This is a genomic window from Thermoactinospora rubra (assembly GCF_002093975.1).
Taxonomy (GTDB): Bacteria; Actinomycetota; Actinomycetes; order Streptosporangiales; family Streptosporangiaceae; genus Nonomuraea; species Nonomuraea rubra_A.
This window is the reverse complement of record NZ_MSZZ01000010.1, coordinates 16,573-32,714: the sequence shown is the minus strand read 5'-3', so window position 1 is coordinate 32,714 and position 16,142 is coordinate 16,573. Positions and strand designations below refer to the sequence as shown.

Annotated in this window: 16 protein-coding genes; 5 read left to right on the top strand and 11 right to left on the bottom strand. The window is 73.2% G+C overall.

What is annotated here, in order from left to right; genetic code table 11:
• Positions 1-9 precede the first annotated feature (9 nt).
• Genes BSB02_RS18820 through BSB02_RS18805 form a run of 4 tightly spaced genes read left to right on the top strand, consistent with a single transcriptional unit; the run spans position 10 to position 4,178 of the window.
• Positions 10-1,002, top strand: a complete 993-nt coding sequence (locus BSB02_RS18820) for a DMT family transporter (RefSeq protein WP_206184776.1) — start codon at positions 10-12, stop codon at positions 1,000-1,002.
• Between the two features lie 49 nt (positions 1,003-1,051).
• The gene (locus BSB02_RS18815; RefSeq protein WP_084960313.1) at positions 1,052-2,116 is read left to right on the top strand and encodes an aspartate-semialdehyde dehydrogenase; all 1,065 of its coding nucleotides are present in this window, start codon (positions 1,052-1,054) and stop codon (positions 2,114-2,116) included.
• A complete protein-coding gene (locus tag BSB02_RS18810; RefSeq protein WP_084960312.1) occupies positions 2,113-3,183 on the top strand; it encodes an amino acid kinase family protein in 1,071 nt (356 codons plus the stop codon). The genes BSB02_RS18815 and BSB02_RS18810 overlap by 4 nt, the downstream gene beginning before the upstream one ends.
• Positions 3,180-4,178: a TauD/TfdA family dioxygenase gene (locus tag BSB02_RS18805; RefSeq protein ID WP_240506509.1), complete on the top strand. Its 999-nt coding sequence runs from the start codon at positions 3,180-3,182 to the stop codon at positions 4,176-4,178. The genes BSB02_RS18810 and BSB02_RS18805 overlap by 4 nt, the downstream gene beginning before the upstream one ends.
• A 36-nt stretch (positions 4,179-4,214) precedes the next feature.
• Here the strand turns inward: BSB02_RS18805 and BSB02_RS18800 are convergent, their stop codons facing one another.
• The 11 genes from BSB02_RS18800 to BSB02_RS18750 form a co-directional block, all read right to left on the bottom strand.
• Complete coding sequence (locus BSB02_RS18800) at positions 4,215-5,111, bottom strand: LysR family transcriptional regulator (RefSeq protein WP_084960311.1); 897 nt, start codon at positions 5,109-5,111, stop codon at positions 4,215-4,217.
• Between the two features lie 143 nt (positions 5,112-5,254).
• A complete protein-coding gene (locus BSB02_RS18795; protein WP_240506508.1) occupies positions 5,255-6,535 on the bottom strand; it encodes an ABC transporter substrate-binding protein in 1,281 nt (426 codons plus the stop codon).
• A 71-nt stretch (positions 6,536-6,606) separates the two neighbouring features.
• Positions 6,607-7,638: a branched-chain amino acid ABC transporter permease gene (locus BSB02_RS18790; protein ID WP_084960309.1), complete on the bottom strand. Its 1,032-nt coding sequence runs from the start codon at positions 7,636-7,638 to the stop codon at positions 6,607-6,609.
• Complete coding sequence (locus tag BSB02_RS18785) at positions 7,635-8,492, bottom strand: branched-chain amino acid ABC transporter permease (protein WP_084960308.1); 858 nt, start codon at positions 8,490-8,492, stop codon at positions 7,635-7,637. The genes BSB02_RS18790 and BSB02_RS18785 overlap by 4 nt, the downstream gene beginning before the upstream one ends.
• A 4-nt stretch (positions 8,493-8,496) precedes the next feature.
• Entirely contained in the window at positions 8,497-9,168 is a 672-nt protein-coding gene (locus tag BSB02_RS18780; RefSeq protein ID WP_084960307.1) for an ABC transporter ATP-binding protein, read from the bottom strand.
• Positions 9,165-9,926, bottom strand: coding sequence for an ABC transporter ATP-binding protein (locus BSB02_RS18775; RefSeq protein WP_084960306.1), 762 nt, complete (start codon positions 9,924-9,926; stop codon positions 9,165-9,167). The genes BSB02_RS18780 and BSB02_RS18775 overlap by 4 nt, the downstream gene beginning before the upstream one ends.
• A gap of 3 nt (positions 9,927-9,929) precedes the next feature.
• Positions 9,930-11,210: an ABC transporter substrate-binding protein gene (locus tag BSB02_RS18770; RefSeq protein WP_084960305.1), complete on the bottom strand. Its 1,281-nt coding sequence runs from the start codon at positions 11,208-11,210 to the stop codon at positions 9,930-9,932.
• Positions 11,200-12,294, bottom strand: coding sequence for a branched-chain amino acid ABC transporter permease (locus tag BSB02_RS18765; RefSeq protein WP_084960304.1), 1,095 nt, complete (start codon positions 12,292-12,294; stop codon positions 11,200-11,202). Before BSB02_RS18765 ends, BSB02_RS18770 begins: the two co-directional genes overlap by 11 nt.
• A complete protein-coding gene (locus BSB02_RS18760; RefSeq protein WP_084960303.1) occupies positions 12,287-13,177 on the bottom strand; it encodes a branched-chain amino acid ABC transporter permease in 891 nt (296 codons plus the stop codon). Before BSB02_RS18760 ends, BSB02_RS18765 begins: the two co-directional genes overlap by 8 nt.
• Complete coding sequence (locus BSB02_RS18755; protein WP_084960302.1) at positions 13,174-13,944, bottom strand: ABC transporter ATP-binding protein; 771 nt, start codon at positions 13,942-13,944, stop codon at positions 13,174-13,176. The genes BSB02_RS18760 and BSB02_RS18755 overlap by 4 nt, the downstream gene beginning before the upstream one ends.
• A 23-nt stretch (positions 13,945-13,967) precedes the next feature.
• A complete protein-coding gene (locus BSB02_RS18750; RefSeq protein WP_084960301.1) occupies positions 13,968-14,744 on the bottom strand; it encodes an ABC transporter ATP-binding protein in 777 nt (258 codons plus the stop codon).
• A 200-nt stretch (positions 14,745-14,944) separates the two neighbouring features.
• On the opposite strand from BSB02_RS18750, the gene BSB02_RS18745 reads away from it, so the two are divergent.
• Positions 14,945-16,141 carry a PucR family transcriptional regulator gene (locus tag BSB02_RS18745; protein WP_169729406.1) on the top strand — a complete coding sequence of 399 codons (1,197 nt, stop codon included), beginning with the start codon at positions 14,945-14,947 and terminating at the stop codon, positions 16,139-16,141.
• Position 16,142: the final 1 nt, after the last annotated feature.

Genomic DNA, 16,142 nt, shown 5'->3' with positions numbered 1-16,142 from the left:
AGGTATGCCATGTTCCGCAGTGGTATCCGCGGTGGGTCCGCTGTGGCCAAGCCGGAGCGGATCGGCGCCTACGAGCTGACCGCCGCGATGGTGCTGTCGGGCACGATCGGCGTCTTCGTGGTGGAGTCACAGCAGAGCAGCTTCAACGTCGTCTTCTTCCGCTGCCTGTTCGGCGCGCTGGCCCTGGGAGCGTACTGCCTGCTCCGCGGCTACTTCCGCGACTCCGGCCTGACCTGGGGACGGCTGGCGCTGGCCGCCCTGGGCGGCTTCTTCATCGTCTACAACTGGGTGTTCCTGTTCACCTCCTTCACCTACACGTCGATCTCGGTCGGCACCGTCGTCTACCACACCCAGCCCTTCTACGTGATGCTGCTCGGCGCGCTCATCTTCCGCGAGCGGCTGACGGCGCAGAAGGTCGGCTGGCTGCTGGTGGCCTTCGTCGGCCTCGTCATGGTCACCGGCCTGACGCTGGACGACCTGCGGGCCGGGGGCGACGACCGCTACGTGGTGGGCGTCGGCTTCGCGCTGGCGGCCGCCCTGTTCTACGCCTTCGCCACGCTCATCGCCAAGCGGCTGAAGGAGGTGCGCCCGCACCTGGTGGCGCTGATCCAGGTGCTCGTCGGCATCGTGCTGCTGCTGCCGTTCACCCAGTTCGGCGCGACCGCCGGGCTGGGGATGCGCTGGGGCTGGCTGATCGGGCTCGGCGTCATCCACACGTGCGTGATGTACATCCTGATGTACTCCTCCTACCAGAAGCTCCCGCCGTCCAAGATCGCCGTGCTGTCGTTCATCTACCCGGCGGTGGCGATGCTGGCCGACTTCGTGGTCTACGGCCACCACATCAGCCTGGTCCAGGCGCTCGGCATCCCGTTCATCGTCGGCGCGAGCCTGGGCATCTCGCTCGGCTGGCGGCTGTGGCCGGCCCGCAGGACCCCGGCCGTGGACGCCCCGGCGAGCGAGCCGGACGCCGAGCGGAAGGCTCCGGCCCAGGCGTCCCGCTGACGGCAACCGACGACACGAGACGACGACGAGAAGGGACGAGGAGACTGCCATGCCTTCGACAACCGACGCCACGGCGCCCAGGGTGGCGATCGTCGGAGCCACCGGGGCGGTCGGCACGACCCTGCTGCGGCTGTTCGCCGAGCGCGACTACCGGTACCGGTCGCTGGCCCTGGTCGCCTCCTCCCGGTCCGCCGGAAGGCGGCTGGAGGTGGAGGGAGCCGAGCACACGGTCCACGACCTGAGCGCGTTCGACTTCTCCGCGGTCGACATCGCCTTCTTCTCGGCGGGCACCACGGTGAGCGAGAAGTGGGTCCCCGTCGCCACCCGGGCCGGGGCGCTGGTCATCGACAACACCAACGCCTTCCGCATGGACCCCGCCACCCCGCTGGTCGTGCCGCAGGTCAACGCCGCCGAGCTGGCCCGGCGCCCGCGCAGCGGGATCATCGCCAACCCCAACTGCTCCACCATCCCGCTCGTACGGCTCCTGCGCCCGGTGCACGAGCGCTGGGGCCTGACCAGGGCGGTGGTCAGCACCTACCAGGCCGCCTCCGGCCGCGGCCTGGCCGGCATGGAGGAGCTGCGCGAGACGACCCGGCTGAGCCTGGCCGACCCGGGCGAGGTCGTGGCGGGCGAGCGCTTCCAGCCGGCGCTGGCGTTCAACGTCGTGCCGTTCATCGACCGGCTCCTGGAGACGGGCTTCACCCTGGAGGAGCAGAAGATGACGCAGGAGTCGAGGAAGATCCTGGGGCTGCCGCACCTGGACGTCACCGCGACCTGCGTCAGGGTGCCGGTGCTGAACTGCCACAGCGAGGCCGTGTGGGTCGAGTGCGCCGAGCCGGTCGACCGGGCCGAGCTGGTGTCGCTGCTGGCGGCCCAGCCCGAGGTGAAGGTGCACGACCTGGAGCGGCCCGGCCGGTTCCCGACGCCGCGCACGGCGGCCGAGGCCGACCTCGTGCACGTCGGCCGCGTCCGCGTCACGCCGCAGAACCCGCGCGCCTTCTGGCTCTGGCTCGTCTCCGACAACCTGCGCATCGGCGCGGCGCTGAACGCCATCCAGATCGCCGAGCACCTGCGCCAGGTGGACTGGACGCCACGGGAGGAGGCGACGCCATGAGCACGGCCGTGCTGAAGTTCGGCGGCTCCAGCTTCCCCGGCCCGGCGGCGTACCGGACCGTGGCCGAGCACCTGGCCGAGCGGGTCGCCGCCGGCGAGCGGCTGGTGGTCACCGTGAGCGCGGCCCCGGGGGAGACCGAGCAGCTGCGCCGCCGGCTGCACGAGGTGACCGCCCGGCCCGGCGAGGCGACGGTGGCCGGGCTGCTGACGCTGGCCGACACGATCAGCGCCCACCTGCTGGCCGGGGCGCTGGGCGCGGCCGGCCGCTCCGCCGTCGTCCTGGCCGGCCACCAGATGGGGTTCGTCACGGCGGGCTCCCCGATGTGGGCGCGGCTGGAGCGGATGGACCGCGGGCCGCTGGAGGCGGCGCTGGCCGAGCACGAGGTCGTGCTCCTGCCCGGCGGCCAGGCCGTCGACGCCGCCGGGCGGCCCACCTGGCTGGGCAAGAACAGCTCCGACCTGACCGCCATCGCGGCGGCCTCGGCGCTCGGCGTCAGCCGGTGCGAGATCTACTCCGACGTCGACGGCGTCTACACCGCCGACCCCCGGCTGGTGCCCGAGGCGCGGCTGGTGCCCGAGATCTCCTACGACACCGTGGGCATGCTGTCCCTGCGCGGCGCGCGGGTGCTGCACGGCCGGGCGGTCCGCATGGCCCACAGGCACGGCGTGGCGATCGTCTGCCGCGCCAACCGCCCGCCCTTCGCGTCGGGAACCGTCATCACCGAAAGCGGCGCCCCCGTCGCGGCCGTGGTGGTCAACCCCAGCTCAATGGTGGTGCGCTTCCCCACGACCCTGGACTCCGACCGCGCCCACGCCGCCTTCAGCCAGGCCGGCATCGAGGCGCTGCGCCTGGACTCCGAGCCCGTGGTGGTCATCGCCAACGGGCACGTCGACGCCGAGGGCTTCCTGGCCGACCACGACCTGCCCGGCAAGGTCACCAAGGAGATCCCGGTGACCGAGGTGGACGGCGGCGCCACCCGGACGCACCTGGCGCCCGGCATCGAATCCGGCGTGGAGCTGGCCCGCGAACTGCATCGAAAGCTGGTGACCGAGAGGAGGAAGCAGTGACAGTCAAGACTTTCGCCGAAGTGGAGATCCCCGACCAGGTTCGTGACGCGATGGGAGAGGAGTTGATCGGGCTGCCGGACCCGGCGCACGACATCGACTACTCCATGACCCGAGTACACCAGATCTTCGCCCGCCTGCCCGTCGACGAGTTGCGGCAGCTGCTCGACTTCGGCCGCCACGTCGACACCCCGGGCGTGACGCTGGTGCGCAACCTGCCGGCCGACCCCGAGCTGCCGCCCACGCCCGTCGACGGCGGGCCCGCCGCCGACAAGAAGACCTTCGTCGCCGAGTCGGTCCTGCTCGGGCTCAGCGGGCTGCTCGGCGAGCCGGTCGGGATCACCACCGAGAAGGCCGGCCGGTTCGTCCACGACGTGGTGCCGGTGGCCACGGGCGCCACGTCCCAGACCAACATGGGCTCGGCCGTGTTCCTCAACTTCCACAACGACATCGTCTACGACGCCATCGGGCGCTACGACGTGTCCAACCCCGACTTCCTCGTGCTCAGCTGCCTGCGGCAGGACCCGGACGGCAAGGCCGTCACCTACTACGCCGACGCCCGGGACGTCGTGGCCGCCCTGCCCGCCGAGATGACGGACGTGTTGCGCAAGCCGCTGTTCCGGCTGAACGCTCCGGGGAACTACTGCCGCGAGCACGCCGGCGGCGAGCCGGTCTACGCCGACCCCATGCCGATCATCTCGGGCCCTGAGGACACGCCCGAGATCGCGGTGTCGGCCAACGGGGTGCTCGCCTTGACCGGCACGGCGCAGGAGGCGTTCGACCGGTTGCAGGCCGCCTGCCGTGAGGTCGCCCATCAGGTACGGCTGGCGCCCGGCACCGCCCTGCTGATCAACAACCGTAAGGGATTGCACGCCCGGTCGCAGTTCGCGGCCAGGTACGACGGCACCGACCGGTGGCTGCAGCGCACCTACGTCCGCCGCAGCCTGTGGACCATCCGCTACCGCCTGACCACCGGCGACCGCCGCGTGATGGCCTGACGACCGGCGGGTCCCGGCCGCGCCGGCCGGGACCCGCTAGCCTTCCGGGCCCTCGTTGACGACCCGGATGGCCTCCGAGACGAACACCTGCAGCTCGGGAGACAGCCACGCCTTCTCGTTCCAGGCCAGCTGGCTGTAGACGCGGAACGGGGGCCGCCAGGGCAGCCGCACCAGCGATCCTTCGGCCAGCTCGGCGGCCACCACGATCCGCGGCAGCAACGCCACGCCCAGACCGGCCTGCGCGGTGCGCTTGACGGCCTCGATCGTGCCGAACTCCAGCATCGGCAGCTGCTCGCCGTCGGCGTCGCTCAGCAGCTCCGCGAGCTTGTCCCGGTAGCTGCAGCCCGGCTCCGTGCTGAGGATGTCGGTGCGCCGCAGCTGGTCCAGGGTGATCTCAGGCTCGGCGGCCAGGGGATGGCCGGGGGCGGCGACCAGGGTCAGGGGCTCCTCGCGCAGCACGACGGTGGTCAGCCCGCGGTGCTCGCACTGCTCGTCCATGAGGAAGGCGGCGTCGAAGGTTCCGGCGCGCAGCGCCGCCAGCGCCTCGGCTCCAGGGGTGGCGCGCAGGGACAGGCGCAGCCGCGGGTAGCGGTACCGGAACAGCTCCAGCAGCGGCGGCAGGCGGTAGGAGGTGATGCTCTCCAGCGTGCCGACGACGAGCATCCCGCTGGGCTCCCGGTCGGGCTGCAGGGCGTGGCGGGCCTCGGCGGCCAGGTCGAGGATCTTGGTGGCGTAGGGCAGCAGCTGCCTGCCGGCGGCGGTGATCTGGACGCCCCGGCCGTTCCTCTGGAACAGCGAAACGTTGAACTCCGCCTCGAGGCCCTTGATCTGGGCGGTCACGGTGGACTGCGCGTAGTTGAGCTCGGCCGCCGCCCGCGTGAAACTCCCCACGCTGGCGACCTTGCGGAACGTTTCCAGCTGCCGCAGGTCCACATCGCCTCCAGTCGCTGACGGGCATGAAATGCAGCGTCGAAAACCGGTATATCGCAGCGCCGAAAAACGACATTCTCCTGAATGTCGCGAATTTAGAGTTTTACACGACAAGCTAACAGAGGCGAGGACGGCGTCCGGAAGGCTCACGGGCGGCGCGCGGTCACCGGAGGGAACCCGGCGCGCGTGTCGATGACGTCGCCGAAGCTCACCCAGCGGTCGCCCTTGAAGCGGGCCAGCTGCATCGACTCGATCGGGAACCCGTCGCCCGGCCCCGTGGTGAGCGTGATCCCGGGCAGCAGCGTGTCCAGCTTCACGCCGGGCAGGCTGCGCATCGCCTCACGCAGCCCCTCGCGGGAGGGGCAGCGCATGCGCCGGAGGGTCTCGGCGAACGCCTGTGCCGCCGTCCAGCCGTACAGGACCTGCTGGTTGGCGGGGTCGGCGCCGGGCGCGTGGCGGGCCAGCGCCGCCAGGTACGCGCGCACGCCGGGGTCGTCGGCCCACTCCGGCGCGGTCGGCTCCTTGAGGTACCCGGCCGTCACGACGCCCTGGACCTTGTCGTGGCCGACCGGCTTCAGCACGGCGGGCGAGGCGGCGACGCTGTTGAGGATGTGCAGCGGGTTCCAGCCGGTCATGGCGGCGTCGGCGGCCAGCGCCTGGGCGGCGAACTTGGGCGTGCTGACGTCGAGCAGCACGTCGGCCCGCGACTCGGCGAGGTTGGCCAGCTGGCCCTGCACGCCGGGGTCGGTCACCTCGTAGCTGCGGGCCGCGACGATCCGCACCGACGTGCCGGCGATCGCCTCGCGGAAGCCGTCCAGCAGGTCCCTGCCGAAGTCGTCGTTCTGGTACAGCACGGCGACCCGGGCGCGGGGCCTGACCTCGGCGAGGTAGCGCGCGTAGACCCGCGCCTCGGCCACGTAGCTGGGCTGGAAGCCGATCGTCCAGGGGCGGGCGGTGCCCACGCCCCACTCGGTGGCGCCGGTGGCGACGAACGGCTGTGGCACCCGCCGCCGGTGGGCGTACTCGCGCACGGCCATGGTCGAGGGCGTGCCGAGCGTCTGGAACAGCGCGAACACCCGGTCGTGCAGCACCAGGCGGCGGGCCTCCTCCACCGCGCGGGCGGGCTGGTAGGCGTCGTCGCGGACGAGGAACTCGATCCGCCGCCCGTCGACCCCGCCCTGCTCGTTGACGTGATCGAAGTAGGCGCGGGCGCCCTGCGCGACCGCCGCGTAGGCGGAGGCGGGCCCGGACAGCGGGTAGATGCCGCCGACCTTCACCGAGGCGGGCGTGATCCCGGTAGCCGTCTGGCCGGCGCAGCCCGGCGGAGCGGCGAGCGTGACCTCCGCCGAGCCCAGCCGGCAGCCCGAGGCCAGCAGGCCCGCGACGGCCGCCGCCGCCATAGCCTTCCTGACCGGCGACGTTCCCACCACAGCCTTCCTGACCGGCGACGTTCCAAGCGCGGCCTTCCTGACCGGCGTCTTTCCGATTGGCGTCCTTCTCACGCGCGCCTCCCCGCCAGGCTCCAGGCCGCCCTGCGCAGCAGGCCGGCCAGGCCGGTGGGCGCGGCCTGGACGACGAGCACGATCAGCAGGCCCGAGACGATGCCGGGAGCGGCGGGGCTGAGCTCCTGGGCCACGGCCGGCACGGCCATCACCACCAGGGCGCCCAGCAGCGGCCCGGCCAGGGTCGCCAGGCCGCCGATGACGGCCCCGGCCAGCAGCGTGACCGACAGGGACAGGGTGAAGGAGTCGGGGGAGACGAAGCCGACCGTCCAGGTGTACAGGGCGCCCGCCGCGCCGGCGTACATGGCGCTCCACGCGAACGCGCTGGTCATGTGGGTGGCCGGCCGCATGCCGAGCACCTCGGCCGCCGCGGGGTTCTCCCTGATCGCGGTGAGCGCCCGGCCCGCCCGCGAGCCGGTGAGGTTGCGCACCCCGGCGAAGGCCACGACGGTCACCGCCAGCACCAGCAGGTACAGCCACTGGTCGTCGTCGAGGAACGGCGCCCGCGGGGTGGGCACCGGCAGCCCCATGGCCCCGCCCGTGACGGCGGGGAAGCGCTTGAGCAGGGGCGGCACGACCACGGCGACCGCGAAGGTGACCATGGCCAGGTACAGTCCCCGCAGCCGCAGCGCGGGCAGCCCGGCCGCCAGCCCGAGCCCGTAGGTGACCAGCGCGGCGGCGGGCAGCGTCAGCGGGTACGGCAGGCCGAGCTTGGCGATCATGACGGCGGCGGTGTAGGCGCCCACGCCGAAGAACGCGCCGTGGCTCAGCGAGATCTGCCCGCTGTGGCCGACCACCAGGTCCAGCCCGAGCAGCGCGACCGCGTACACCAGCACGAGCGTGGCCTGGAAGAGCCGGTAGGGCGGCAGCGCGAACGGCAGCGCCAGGGCGAGCGCCGCGAGCACCGCCAGCCCGGTCCGCCGCCACGGCCAGGCCCGCCTGCGGTCCCCGGCCACCTCGCCGACGGCGAGCCGGCGATGCCCCGCCGCGGGCCCGCCCGCGCCGGGCCCGGCCCATGGCGCGCTCATGCCCGCTCCACGGGCGCCGAGCCGAACAGGCCCCGCGGTCGCAGCAGCAGCACCGCCACGATGAGCGCGAGCGGTACCGCGATCTTCAGGTCCGCGCCGACGAAGCCGAGGTAGGTGCCCGCCAGGGTTTCGGCCACGCCGACCAGCAGCCCGCCCGCGACGGCGCCCAGAGGGCTGTCGAAGCCGCCCAGCGTGGCGGCGGCGAAGGAGTAGACCAGGACGCCGGTCATCATGGCCGGCTCCAGGAAGAGCGTGGGAGCCAGCAGCACGCCGGACAGGGCGCCGATCGCCGCGGCGGCGCCCCAGCCCAGCGCCAGCACCCGGCCGACGCGGACGCCGGCCAGCCGCGCCGAGCGCGGGTCGGCGGCCACCGCGCGCATCACCAGCCCGAGGCCGGTGTGGCGCACCACCAGGGCGACCGCGCCCAGCACCAGGCCGGCCACGCCCGCCGCGCCGAGCGCGGACAGCCCGGCCGGGGCGTCGGGGAACGGGCTGGGGAAGGCCCGCAGCGCCGAGGTCCACACCAGCGCGGCGAGCGCGTTGACCAGCACGTACAGGCCGATCGTCGTCACCACGAGCGTCAGCTCGCCCGCCCCCGTCTCCACCCGCCGGATGACCGTCCGCTCGACCGCGACCCCGGCCGCGAACGCGACGGCGACGGTGACGGGCAGCGCCACCCAGTACGGCATGCCGGACTCCACCAGCTGCCAGGCCACGTAGGTGGCCAGCATGGCCAGCTCGCCCTGGGCGAAGTTGACGATGCCGGTGAAGCGGTAGGTGAGCACGAGGGCCAGGGCGAGCGCGGCGTACCCGGCGCCCGCGCCCAGGCCCTCCACCAGCTGCTGGAAGAACACCGGGTCACCACCTCCCCGATCGGCGCAGATCGCCGATCCGGCCCGACTCGACGCGGTAGGCCCGGTGCGCCAGCTCCACGGCCGTCACGTTGTGCTCGACGATGATCATGGTGGTCCGCTCGTGCCTGTTGATCGACCGCAGGACGCGGAAGAGCCTGACGGCCGCCTGCGGCGCCAGGCCGCGGGTCGGCTCGTCCAGCAGCAGCAGCCTGGGCCTGGCCATCAGCGCCCTGCCGATGGCCAGCATCCGCTGCTCGCCGCCGCTCAGCGTGCCCGCGGGCTGGCCCAGGTGCGCCTGGAGCACCGGGAAGTAGGTGAACACCCGCGCCACGTCCTCGCTCACGCCGTGCCGCGGCCGGCGGCGGGCCATCGCCCCCAGCCGGAGGTTCTCCTCCACTGTGAGCGGGCCGAACGTGCCGTCCTCCTGGGTGACGTGCGACACCCCGAGCCTGGCGATCTCGTCGGGGGCGCGGCCCAGGAGCGCCACGCCGTCGAAGCCGGCCGTGCCGCGGGCCCTGACCAGCCCGGACAGGGCGCGCAGCAGCGTGGTCTTGCCCGCGCCGTTGGGGCCGAGCAGCACGGCGACCTCGCCCTCGTCCACGGTCAGCTCGACGCCGTGCAGCACCCGGGCCGCGCCGTACCCGGCCCGCAGCTCCCGCACCCGCAGGCCGGTCAAGAGACCACCCCCAGGCAGGCGGCGACGACGGCGGGATCGTGCCGCACGGCGGCGGCCGGCCCGTCGGCGATCTTGCGGCCCCGCTCGAAGCAGACGATCCGGCCGCACAGCGCGAGGACGAACTCCATGTGGTGCTCCACGACGATGATCGCGATGCCCCGCTCGCGGTGGATGCGCCCGATCAGGTCGGCGAAGGCCGGCACCTCCCCGGGCGCCAGGCCGCCGGCGGGCTCGTCGAGCAGCAGCAGCCGCGGCCGCGCCGCCAGCGCGCGGGCGATCTCGATGCGTTTGGCCATCCCGTACGGCACGCCGGCGGCCGGATGGTCGGCGTAGGCGGCCAGGCCGAACCGGTCCAGCAGCTCGTCCGCGACGCCGCGCAGCCGCCGTTCCTCCGCGGCGGCCCGCCCGAGCGCCGCGGACCAGAAGCCCGCCCGGCCGTGCCGGTGCGCGCCCGCCATGACGTTCTCCCGCACCGACAGGCCCGGGAACAGGCCGGTGTTCTGGAAGGTGCGGGCGACGCCCCGGTGGGCGACCTGGTGCGCGGGCAGGCCGGCCAGGTCCTCGCCGTCCAGGCGCATCGAGCCCTCCTGTGGCGTGCAGCGCCGGGTCAGGCAGTCGAACAGCGTGCTCTTGCCCGCGCCGTTGGGGCCGATGAGGCCGACGAGCTCGCCCTCGCGGACGGCGAGGCCGACGCCCGACAGCGCCGTGACCCCGCCGAACCGCATGGTGAGCCGGTCGACCTCGAGTAATGCCGCCACGGGTCAGCCCGCCGACGGCACCGTGTAGTCCTTGGCCAGGTCGGACACGGCCGCCTCCTTGTGGATCTTCGCTCCGCCGACCGCGTCCTTGTCCGGCTTGACGACGTAGGAGGCGCGGGAGGCGGGCCGGTCGTAGACGCTGAAGTCCATCGGCGAGCCGCCCAGCCCGGCCTCCCAGGCCTTCTGCGAGCGGTGGGCGGCGATGATGCCCTCCCGGCTGAGGTCCTTGGCCTCGCAGGCCTTCTTCAGCGCGTCGCCGACGATCAGGGCCGCCGTCCAGCCCGCCGAGACGCCGCTGTCCAGGGGCTGCCCGGCGTACTTGGCCTGGTAGTCGGCGATGAGCTTCTCGTAGGCGGGCAGCGGCGCGCTGATCGGCGCGCCGGAGGTCACGTAGTAGAAGTCCTTCAGCAGCGCCGGTGCGGCCGGGGTGGCCAGCAGTTGCGGGCTGTAGGCGGAGTTGCTGCCGACGAAGGGCACGTCCATGCCGGAGGCGAGGGCGACGCCGACGAGCGAGGCGGTCTGCCGCGGCCCGACGGAGACCAGCACCGCCTTGACCCCGGCCTTCTTGAACGCCGCGACCTGGGCGGTCATGTCCTGGTCGGTCGCCTTGACCTTCTGCTCGACCAGGGTGAGGCCGAGCTTGCCCGTGGCGTACTTGGAGCCGTCGAGCGAGCTCTGCCCGTAGTCGCCCTCGAAGTACAGGTGGCCGACCTTGTCGCCGGCCTTGATGCCCTTCTCCTTCACCAGGAAGTCGACCGCGTTGATCATGTCGATGTCGTAGGTCGTCCCGGTGACCTGGATGGCCTGGCTGCCCAGCAGGCCGGTGGCCCACGCCATGGGGATGGTGAGGATCCTGTCGGAGGTGATCTTCTCTTTCAGCGCGGTGACCATCGGCGAGCCGATGAAGTGCGGGATGGCGGCCGTCTTCGGGGCGACCTCGGCGTAGGAGGCCATCGCCTTCTGGGCGTCGTAGCCGTGGTCGCGCACCACGGTCTCGACCTTCCGCCCGCAGATCCCGCCCGCCTGGTTGACCTGCTCGAAGTAGAGCTGCTGCGCCTGGGTGAGGCTCTTGCCGAAGGAGGCGTAGGGGCCGGTCAGGTCGGTGAGCATGCTGAGGGTGATGGTGCCGGCGGTCACGCCGGGGCCGGTCTTGACGCCGTCGCCGCCGGCGGCTGCCGTGGCGGGGGCCTGGCCGCCACCGGTGGCCTTGTCGCTGGCGCAGGCGGTGGCGGCCAGCGTCAGCGCCGCGAGGGCGGCGACGACGGCGGTGCGGTCAACGGACATGGGAGCTCCTGGTTTCGGGAGACGGGGTGGGCAGGGGGGACAGCCGCAGGCCGGGCAGTCTCTGGCGCAGGGAGCGCAGCAGGCCGAGCAGACCGCCGGGGAGGAACAGGACGACGGCGACGATGGCGGCGCCGTACAGGATGCGGGCCGCCTCGGCGGGGGAGACCCCGCCCGAGCCGGGCGGGGCCACCAGGGGCAGGGCGTCGCTGTAGCGGGTCAGCAGCTGCGGCAGCAGCGAGACGAAGGCCGCGCCGATCACCGCGCCGCCGACCGAGCCCAGCCCGCCGATCACGATCATCGCCAGATAGTCGAGGGACAGCAGGATGCCGAAGTAGTCGGGCACGGTCCGCTGGAAGACCAGGGCGAGCAGCACGCCGGCCAGCCCGCCGTACATCGACGACAGCACGAACACCGCGGCCCGGTAGCGGGTGACGGGCACGCCCATCACGCCGGCGGCGATCTCGTGGTCGCGGATGGTGTTCATGGCGCGTCCCGGCCGGCCGCGCAGCACGCCGCGGGCGAACAGCGCCGACCCCAGCAGCGCCAGGCCGCCCAGGAACCACAGCCGCTCCAGCACGCCGAACGGCACGTCGAGCACGACCAGCTCGGGCGTGTCGGCGAAGACGAAGCCGAAGACCTCCAGGGGCGGTACGGCGCGGCCGTTGAACCCGCCGGTGACGGGCTCGGCGTTGAACAGCACGTGCTGGCCGCCGAAGATGAGCGCCAGCGTGGCGATGCCGAGGTAGGCGCCCTTGAGCCGCCCGGCGATCGGGCTGAACAGCCCGCCGGCGGCCCCGGCCAGCAGGACGGCCAGCACGGCGGCCAGCGGCGTGGGCAGGCCCAGGCCGCCCAGCGTCCTGGTGGGCTCGGCGGCGAAGTACACGTACGCGTAGGCGCCGAGCGCCAGGAAGAAGGCGTGCCCCATCGACAGCTGCCCGGTCGCGCCGGTCAGCAGGTTGATGCCGATCGCGCCGACCGCCGCCGACATGGCGAACAGGCCGGTCTGCAGCCAGAACCCCTCCAGGTAGAAGGGGACGGCCACGAAGGCGGCCAGCACGGCCGCCCAGACGACGATCCTAGACACGGGCCAGCTCCTTGGTTCCGAACAGGCCCGCGGGCCGCAGCAGCAGGATGACGATCATGACGAGGAACGGCGCGACGTCGCCGATGCCCCGGCCCAGGAAGGACAGGTCGTCCTGGTAGCCGGTCATGAGCGCCTCGGTGACGCCCACGATGAGGCCGCCGACCAGGGCGCCGGTGGTGGAGTCCAGGCCGCCGAGGATGGCGGCGGGGAAGGCCTTCAGCGCCGCCAGCGAGGAGCTGCGGTCCAGGCCCGGCGTGGGGAAGACGCACAGGAACAGCGCGGCCACCGCCGCCAGCGCCCCGGCGACCGCCCAGGCGCTGAGCGAGACGCGGCCCAGCCGTACCCCCATGAGGGCGGCGGTCTCCGGGTCCTCGGCGGTGGCGCGCATGGCCACGCCCCAGCCGGTGAACTTGAACGCCAGCAGGAAGGCGGCGATCAGCACGGTGGCGGTGACCAGCGCGACGATCCTGGTCTCGGCGATCGTGACGCCGCCGATGTGCAACACGCCGGACTCCCAGGGGTCGCCCATGGCCAGCACCTCGGCGCCGATCTGCCGGGTGAGCTCGGTGGTCAGGACGATGTCCACGCCGATGGTCACGATGGCCAGCACGCCGTGCGAGCTCGCCTTGGACCGGCGGATGATCAGGAACTCCACCAGCGCGCCGATGAGGGCCGCCGCGGCGACGCCGATCAGCAGCGCGAGCCAGAACCCGACGTGGGGGTGCAGGCGCGCCACCACGTAGCCGCCCGCCAGCAGCAGCGAGGCGTGCGCGAAGTTGACCACCTCCGTCGCCTTGAAGATGACGACGAAGCCGAGCGCGATCAGCGCGTAGACGGCCCCGATGGAGATCCCGTTGACGAGAAGCTCCAGGAACGTGATCACGAGCCCTCCTCCGTGCCCAGGTACGCGCCGATGACCTTGGGGTCGCTTTGCACCTCGGCGGGGGTGCCGTCGGCGATGCGCCGGCCGAAGTCCAACACCGTCACCCGGTCGGCCAGCCGCATGACCATGCCCATGTCGTGCTCGACCAGGAGGATCGAGATCCCCAGGCTCGCCTTCACCGAGACGATCAGCTCGGCCATCTCCACGCGCTCGCCGCTGTTCATCCCGGCCACCGGCTCATCCAGCAGCAGCAGCCGCGGCTCCATGGCCAGCGCCCTGGCCAGCTCCACCCTTTTCTGCACGCCGTACGGCAGCAGCCCGACCGGCGTGGCCAGCACGGAGGTCAGCCCGACGAACTCGGCGATCTCCGCGACGCGGGCGGCGTGCGCGCGTTCCTCGCGGCGGGCGCCCGGCAGGCGCAGCCCGGCCGACAGGAAGCCCGAGCGGGTCAGCCGGTGGCGGCCGAGCATGAGGTTGGCCTGCACCGGCAGGTGCGGGGAGAGCGCGATGTTCTGGAAGGTGCGGGCGACGCCGAGCGCGGCCACCTCGTGCGGGCGCAGCGCGGTGAGCTCGGCCTCGCCGAACCTGACGCTGCCCGAGGTGGCCTTGTAGACGCCCGACAGCACGTTGAAGCAGGTGGACTTGCCCGCGCCGTTGGGGCCGATGACCGCGTGCACGGTGCCGGGCTCGACGGTGAAGCTGACCTGGTCGAGCGCGGTCAGGCCCGCGAAGCGCACCGTCACGTCGCGGACCTCCAACGGCGGCATACCGTCCAGTTGGTATGTCCCGGTCACGCGGACCACCTCGACAGGCCCGCCCTGGCCTCCAGCCCGGGCGACTCGTCGCTGACGCCGAGGTAGCGGCGCCTGACCTCGTCGCTGTCGGCGAGCGTGGCCGCCGGTCCCTCCAGCGCCACCGAGCCGACCTCCAGCACGTAGGCGTGGGAGGCCAGCGCCAGCGCCATGGCGACGTTCTGCTCCACCAGCAGCACGGAGGTGCCCGCCGCGTTGATCGCCTTGATCGTGCCGGCGATCCTGGCCGCCATCTGGGGAGCCAGGCCCAGCGTGGGCTCATCCAGCAGCAGCACCGACGGCTCGGCCATCAGCGCCCGGCCGATGGCGAGCATCTGCTGCTCGCCGCCCGACAGCAGCCCCGCCCGCTGGCGGGCGCGCTCGGCCAGGACGGGGAACAGCTCGTGCACCCGCTCCCTGGCCCGGGCGGCGGCCCGGCGGGGCGTGCCCAGGCCGCCGGCGCGCAGGTTCTCCTCCACCGTCATGCGGGCGAACACCCGGCGCCCCTCCGGCACCTGCGTGACGCCGCGCCGTACCACGGCCGCCGCCGCCAGCTCGTCGATCCGCGTGCCGTCCAGGGCGATCTCGCCCCGCGCCACCCGGCCGCGGTGGAAGCGGAGCGTTCCCGAGACGGCGCGCAGGAGGGTCGACTTCCCCGCGCCGTTGGCGCCCAGCACGGCCACGATCGAGCCGGACGGCACCCGCATGGACACCCCGCGAAGGGCGCGCACGGGACCGTAGTCCACCACGAGATCGCCGACCGTCAGCTCGGCCATGCCCTGTCCTTCTGCGTGTTCTTCCAGGACCCCATGCAGGCTCACCCAACCTCCGGCGTGCACGGCCGTCCAGATGGCGGGGTGAAATCGAGCCGCGTGCCCACCCCGGCGGCGGGCTCGTTGTGCAGCCGCACAACGGGAAGTCACAAAACGCTACAGAACCTTGTTCTGCGGTCACGGCTGGTGGCACCCTCGGGAGAATGCGTCCCCCCACAGCCGTGGACGACGACGTCCGCCAGACGTTGCGCGCCACCGCCAGGGCCCTGCTGGACCGCCTGCCCGAGCTGGCCGACGAGCTCGTCACGCGGGTCCGCGGCGGCGACGAGGCCTACTGCGCCCGCGTGCCCTTCGACGACCACTGGCACAGCACGCTGGAGGGCATGCGGCTGGGCATCAGCGCGATCCTCCAGGACCGTGCCGAGCGCCGCGACCTGGCCTTCACCGAGGCCATGGCCCGCCGGCGGGCCGAGCAGGGGCTGCCGCTGGACTCCCTGCTGCGCATGTACCGGCTGGCCGGCCAGGTGACCTGGTCGGCGATGGTCGACCACCTGGAACGCGAGTGCCCCGACCGGCTGGGCGTGATGGTCCGCGCGGCCAGCCACGTCTGGCACGCCATCGACCGGCAGGCCATGGTGGCCGCCGAGACCTACCGCAGGCGCGAGAAGGAGATCCTGGGACGCAGCCGCGAGCGGGTCGACGCGCTGCTGGACGCGCTGCTCAACGGGGCGGCCGACACCGGGGTCGTGCGCTCGGCCGCCGCCGCCCTGGACCTGCCCGAGCGGGGCCGCTACGCCGTGGTGACCGTGCGCTTCCCCCGCCGCCGCGACCAGGACGACGCCTGCCTGCCCGCCGCCGTCGGGCCGGCGCGGCTGCTGTGGCGGATGCGCACCGGCCACGAGGTGGCCGTGGTCGCGCTCGGCGAGGCCGGTCTCGACGAGCTGTGCCGGGAGCTGAGCCTCCTGGTCGGCGGCGTGGCGGGCGTGAGCCCGGTCGTGGACGGGCTGGCCGAGCTGGGCGCCGCGCACGAGCTGGCGTTCCTGGCCATGCGCACCTGCGCCGACGGCGGGCCCGAGATCGCCCGGCTGGACCGCCGCGTCCCGCAGGCCCTGGTGGTCAGCCAGCCCGACATCGCCGCCCACCTGGTGGACGGGGTGCTGGGCCGGCTGCTCGCGCTCGACCCGGCCGACCGCGACACGCTGCTGACCACGCTGGAGACCTGGCTGGCCTGCGACGGCTCGGCCGTCAGAGCCGCGGGGCGGCTGTACTGCCACCGCAACACGATCATCAACAGGGTGCGCCGGATCGAGCAGCTGACGGGGCGCTCGCTGACCAGTCCGCGCGACATCGTCGAGCTGGCCCTGGCGCTGGACGCGGTCCGGCTGCTGCCGCCGCGGTGAG